Consider the following 5,881-nt stretch of genomic DNA (forward strand, 5'->3'; position numbering starts at 1 on the left):
CCGCGTCGCGGATCTCCTTCCCCAGCCAGCGAATCCACTGCCCCTAATCCGTCACCAACCCACATTCATGCCGGAAGAGCCAGAAATCAAGGTCTGATTTGATCGGCGTGTCGCGTTGATCTTGCTTGCGTATTGCCAATCATGATGTAGTGCCTTTTGGGTCGTGTCCCTCGTATCCTCAGCTCGCCCAAGAGAATGCGGCGTTGCGGGATTCGGGGTCGACGCTGAGGCAGGTGCCCGATCCCGACGAGGTGGTGCGCCACAAACTGCGATACTGCGGTGCGCGCACCGGCACCGACAGGCGCGCCGGCATCGACGACGCCGGTGTGTTGGACCGGTTTCACGAGGTGGCGATCCACGACGCGTGGGTACCGTATGATAGGTCGGCACCCTATGACACCTACCGCGACGCGAGGCACCAGCTGTGTACCGTACACGCGCTGGCCCGCCGCCTGCTCGACCGCCAAGACGACAAGATCTCCGGCTGCCTGCGAACCCTCGCCGGCGCCAATTTCTCAACCCGATCTCTGCGGCGGAGTCAGATGCAAACCAGGACAGCGAGGATAGTATCGTGCCGATAAAACTAGCTATGAAGGTAGCGTGCGAATGATCGGATCTTTCATCCCGGAGGTGCTGCGTGAGCGAGCGAGTCTGCAGCCCAACGACATCGTTTTCACTTTTATCGACTACGAGCAGAACTGGGATGGAGCTGCAGTAAGTCTGACGTGGTCACAGCTGTATCGGCGAACACTCAACCTTGCGCACGAACTTAGGCGCCACGCCACAACTGGTGACCAGGCGGTAATTTTGGCACCGCAGGGGTTGGACTACATCATTGCATTTTTTGGTGCCCTACAGGCAGGAATGATTGCGGTTCCGCTTTCGGTTCCGCATCGTGGCGTCATTGATGAGCGCGTTGATTCGGTGCTGCGTGATACATCTCCCCGTACCATTCTCACGACCTCGGCCGTCGCGGTCAACGTCGCCGATCGCATCAGACCACAACCTGGTGAACCTGCTCCGGTGCTAGTCGAAGTCGATGCGCTGGACCTGGACTCCCAAATGGGAAGCAACGCGCGAACTGATATTCTCTCCGATATCGCATACTTGCAATACACTTCAGGTTCCACTCGTCAGCCGGCCGGCGTCATGCTTTCGCACGCCAATGTTTTTGCCAATATGCGGCAGATCATGTCCGCTTACTTCGGGGACTACGGAAACGTGGGCCCGCTGAACACAACTGTGGTGTCGTGGCTTCCCTTCTATCATGATATGGGCTTAGCCCTAGGAGTTATGCTGCCTGTTTTCGGAGGACTGCGTGCTGTGCTCACGAGTCCGGCATCGTTTCTGCAGCGTCCGGCGCGCTGGATGCAACTACTGGCAACCAATGGGCACGCATTTACCGCAGCGCCAAATTTTGCATTCGAATTGGCAGCGCGAAAAACGTCCGACGATGATATGGCCGGGCTCGATCTGGGGGAAGTCCTGAGCATCTTGAACGGTAGTGAGCGGGTACAACCGGTGACGCTCAAACGCTTCGCAAATCGGTTCGCCCCCTTCAATCTCCGTGACATCGTTCTCAAGCCCTCATACGGAATGGCAGAGGCCATGGTGTACATAGCAACACGACCGTCGAGGCAGCCACCGAAAATAGTCCACTTCGAGTCGGCAGAACTGCTCGCCGGCCATGGCAACCAGTGCACGAGTTCGGCAGGCACAGGCACGGCGCTAGTGAGTTACGGCGTGCCGCAGTCGCCGAAGGTGCGGATCGTCGATCCAGACACCAAAATTGAGTGTCCGGCCGGAACCGTCGGGGAAATATGGGTACACGGCGACAACATCGGTATGGGATATTGGAGGAAGCCACAAGAGACCGAACACACATTCGGAGGAAGGATCATCGCTCCCTCGGTCGGAACACCGGAAGGGCCGTGGCTGCGAACCGGAGATTCCGGCTTTTTTTCCGACGGTGAGCTGTTCATTATCGGCCGTATCAAGGATCTGTTGATCATCTATGGGCGCAACCACTGTCCCGATGACATCGAGGCGACAGCGCAAGAGATCACCGGAGGTCGCTGCGCTGCGATCGCGGTGCCGGGCGGGGCCACGGAGCAGCTGGTCGTCATCATCGAACTCAAACATCAGGGGGACCCCGGAAAAGACGCAAAGGAAAAACACGCCATCATCAATGAAGTCATCTCGGCGATATCAAACTCACACGGTCTGAGCGTTGCAGATCTGGTTCCGGTAGCAGCAGGCTCGATCCCCGTCACCACCAGCGGCAAGGTCAGACGGCGAGCGTGTCTGCAGCAATATCGGCAGGGCCGGTTCGCGCGCTTGTACGCTTAATGAGCTCAAGCGGCGAAGCCGGATAGGCTTGCAACAACTCACGTATCCGCGGCTCCACCTCGTCAATAATCGAACCACGCGTCCTTCGGCCTCGTCTCCCGAGCTGACCCGGTTTAGGGAATTGGTGACCAGGTCGCGAAGGTGCGCAGCATCGACGTTCGCCTGGGGGCAGGCATCGAATCATCTACAAGCACGGGAGCCGTACGTGAACTCTCGCCGAGTTGTGGTCGGGCACCGTGTGGGAGATGGCCGATAGCGCTGGGTGCATGAAGGTTCTCCCACCGCGGCGAGTGCACGCAGGACGGTCGGCTGGGTGGCCCTGCAGTGCGTGGACTCTTCATCAACACAACATGATTGACGATGAAGGGAAGAATCTCCATGCACAACAACGCTAACCCGTTAGCGACTGAGATACCTCGGCAGCACGGGCGGGCTTGGTAGGAATCGACGCGGCGATCACTGTCCGTCATCACATAGCGGTCCCCGATGACCCCGGTTGGGAACACATCTCTTCGCGGTTCCGGGTGAGCGGCGAGCATCGTGCGGCCGGACCCGGGCCCGGCCGCACGATGCTGTTTGGCGGTGATGACCTGCCGATCGCTAACCGGTGCCACCATGGCGGAAAAGCCCGCCTTGGCCGCTTTCAGCCAGACCCGTTGTCGTCGATCTTGGCCTTCTCCCACTGGACGTGATACGGAGCGAGGTGGCGGTCCAGGAAGCGCGGTAGGGACTCGCACGCCCCTGCCGGAGCCTGCCACGACAGTGGACTGTGGACCCCGACACGCCTACTGACCTGGCACATTATAAAAAGTTTTCCATTTTTCTAGACAACCGACCGACTGGGTAATAAATTAGCCGCGACCAAGCAGCACGCCTTGTCGCTACCAGCCGGCAAGCACGGATCCAGGAGGCAGAGCAATGGCTCTTCACAACAACGCCAAAGGGAACGGCCGCTCACGCACCGCCACCATGCGCCGGCGTGGCCGGGCGGCGGGGCTGGGAGCGTCGGCGGCGACGTTTTTGGCATGTGGATTGACGCCGTTGGCCGCCGCGCCGCCCGCGCAGGCCGACTTCTTCGACCTGTTGGATCTCTTCGATCCGTCGGCCTGGACGGCATCGTTCGACGGCATCGACTGGGCGTCATTCGTTGACCCGTCCGCGTGGGCGTCGGTCCTCTCCGATCTCAGTCTGTTCGACTCCAACCTGTTGGACACCAACTGGCTCGACACCTCTGCGCTGGACGCCACCCTCAGCAATTTCACCCACGATCTTCCCACTCTCGCCTTTGATGCCCCCGGGCCGGCTGCTGCTGGGGTTGGCGAGTCGACGTGGAGTTTTGCCAACATCGACTTCCTGATGCCGTTCGGTAACGGTGCAGCCGGCACGGCTGCCGATCCCGACGGCGGTGCCGGCGGGTGGGTGTTCGGCAGCGGTGGGGCCGGCTTTGATGGCGGCAACGGTGGTCAGGGCGGCCTGTTCGGTGGTGACGGCGGCGCCGGCGGTATCGGTGACGCCGGCGATGACGGTGGTGCCGGTGGTGCTGCGGGTTGGTTTGCCTGGTTCAGCCACGGCGGTGACGGCGGCGCCGGCGGTACCGACGGCGGCGCCGGTGGTGTCGGTGGCGACGCCGGGCTGCTCGCCCTGTTCAGCACCGCGGGTTCCGGCGGTGACGGCAGTGCCGGTGCGGACGGTACCGCGGGTCTGGCTGGCACCTTCCTTCTCGGCGGCGATGGCAACGGCGGCGCCGGCGGTGACGGTGGCAACGGCGGCGCCGGTGGCGCCGGTGGTGCGGGTGGCCTCTTCGGCGCCGGCGGCGCCGGCGGTGACGGTGCTGCCTCGGGCGCCGGTGGCAGCGGTGGCGCCGGTGCTGACGGCATCGTCGGCCACGTCGACGGCGGCACTGGCGGTGCCGGCGGCGACTCGGGTAACGGTGGTGCGGCCGGTGCTGGCGGCGCCGCCGGGTTCTTCGGCAGCGCGGGTACAGCCGGTGCCGCCGGTACCGTGGCCACCACCGGCGGCACCGGCGGCAACGGCGGCGACGGTTTCGATGCCCTTCTCCCGGGCGCGGATGGCGGCAACGGCGGCGCCGGCGGCGCCGGCGGCGAGGACGGTGACGGCGGCGCCGGCGGCGCCGGCGGTAACGGCGCGGCAGGCGCGGACGGCACGACTCTCACGGCCGCCCAGGTGGGCGGGGCCGGCGGGCACGGCGGCGACGGCGGCGCGGGCGGCTCGCTGGCCGGTGACGGCGGCGCCGCCGGCAACGGCGGCACCGGTGGGTCCGGCGGTGACGGCGTGACCGGGGCGACCGGCACGACCGGTGTGGGCGGTGTGAACAACGGCGCCGGCGGTGACGGCGTCACCGGCGGTGCCGGAGCCGACGGCGGCGCCGGCGGTGCCGGCGGCAACGGCGGGACCGCGGCGCACGGCACCGTGGGCGCCAACGGCGACGGCGGCAACGGCGGTGACGGCGGCAACGCCGGCGCCGGCGGTGACGGCGGCAACGGCGCCGACGGCGTCTGGGGTGTGAACGGCCAGTACGGCGACGGCTCGGGCGGTATGGGCGGCGACGCCGGCAGCCCCGGCACGGTGGCGGGCAACGGCGGCGACGGTGGTTTGGCCGGCACCACCCCCGGCGGCGGCGGCCACGCCGGTAACGACGGCGCCGACGGCAGCCTGACACCGACCATCACCAACGGCGGCACCGGCGGCGACGGCGCGGCCGGTAACGCCGCGAATCTCGACGGCGGCCACGGCGGCGACGGCGGCGCCGGCGGCACCTCCGGCAACGGCGGCACCGGCGGCGACGGCGGCGACGGCTACCAGGGCGCCACCGGCGGCAACTTCTCCAACGGCAACGGCATGACCGGCGGTGACGGCGGTGACGGCGGTGACGGCGGTAACGGTGGCCTGGCCGGCACGCTGGCCGGCTCGGGCGGTGACGGCGGCAACGGCGGCGGCGGCGGCACCGGCGGTGACGGCGGCACCGGTCTTGACGGCCAGCCCGGCACCGGCGACGACGGCGGCACCGGCGGTGACGGCGGCACCGGCGGCGCCGGCGGCACCGGCGGCGCCGGCGGCGCCGTGCCGGTCAGCAACACCACCGGCGGCCTGGGCATCGGCGGTGACGGCGGTGACGGCGGCTCCGGCGGCAACATCGGCAGCGGCGGCAACGGCGCCAACGCGGCCACCATGGCCGACAACGGCGGCAACGGCGGCGCCGGCGGCAACGCCGGTACCAGCGGCGGTGCCGGCGGCAACGCCGGCGCGGGCGGCATCCACGGCGGCAGCGCCGGCACAGCCGGCGCCGCGGGCAAAGCCATCGGCGACGGCGGCAACGGCGGCGCCGGCGCCGACAACACCGGCGCTGGCAACACCGCCGGCACCGGCGGCGACGGCGGCGACGGCTACGCGGGCGCCACCGGCGGCAGCGTCTCCAACGGCAACGGCGAGACCGGCGGGGACGGCGGAGGCGGCGGTGGAGGCGGAACCGGGGGCCTGGCCGGGACGCTGGCCGGCGGCGGCGGAGACGGCG

General features: G+C 67.1%; 3 protein-coding genes and 1 pseudogene. 3 read left to right on the forward strand and 1 reads right to left on the reverse strand.

The window, feature by feature from the left end:
- The first annotated feature begins 233 nt into the window (after positions 1-233).
- Both AC2VON_RS07755 and AC2VON_RS07760 read left to right on the forward strand, forming a co-directional pair.
- Positions 234-581 carry a hypothetical protein gene (locus AC2VON_RS07755; protein ID WP_486952423.1) on the forward strand — a complete coding sequence of 116 codons (348 nt, stop codon included), beginning with the start codon at positions 234-236 and terminating at the stop codon, positions 579-581.
- A gap of 25 nt (positions 582-606) precedes the next feature.
- Positions 607-2,349 (forward strand): AMP-binding protein, encoded by a 1,743-nt coding sequence (locus tag AC2VON_RS07760; RefSeq protein WP_486952424.1) that lies wholly within the window; start codon positions 607-609, stop codon positions 2,347-2,349.
- Here AC2VON_RS07760 and AC2VON_RS07765 read toward each other — a convergent pair.
- Positions 2,348-2,437 (reverse strand): annotated as a pseudogene (locus AC2VON_RS07765) (hypothetical protein); the annotation flags it as partial. The gene AC2VON_RS07760 and the pseudogene AC2VON_RS07765 overlap by 2 nt on opposite strands.
- Positions 2,438-3,267: 830 nt before the next feature.
- On the opposite strand from AC2VON_RS07765, the gene AC2VON_RS07770 reads away from it, so the two are divergent.
- Positions 3,268-5,881 (forward strand): PGRS repeat-containing protein (locus tag AC2VON_RS07770; protein ID WP_486952425.1); only part of this gene is annotated, 2,614 nt, incomplete at its 3' end.

The sequence above is a fragment of the Mycobacterium sp. TH-M82 genome (genome assembly GCF_057473605.1).

What these genes read in the sequence shown, in the direction of transcription:
- AC2VON_RS07760 (WP_486952424.1), top strand. Translation starts at nt 607, where the DNA reads ATGATCGGATCTTTCATCCCGGAGGTGCTGCGTGAGCGAGCGAGTCTG.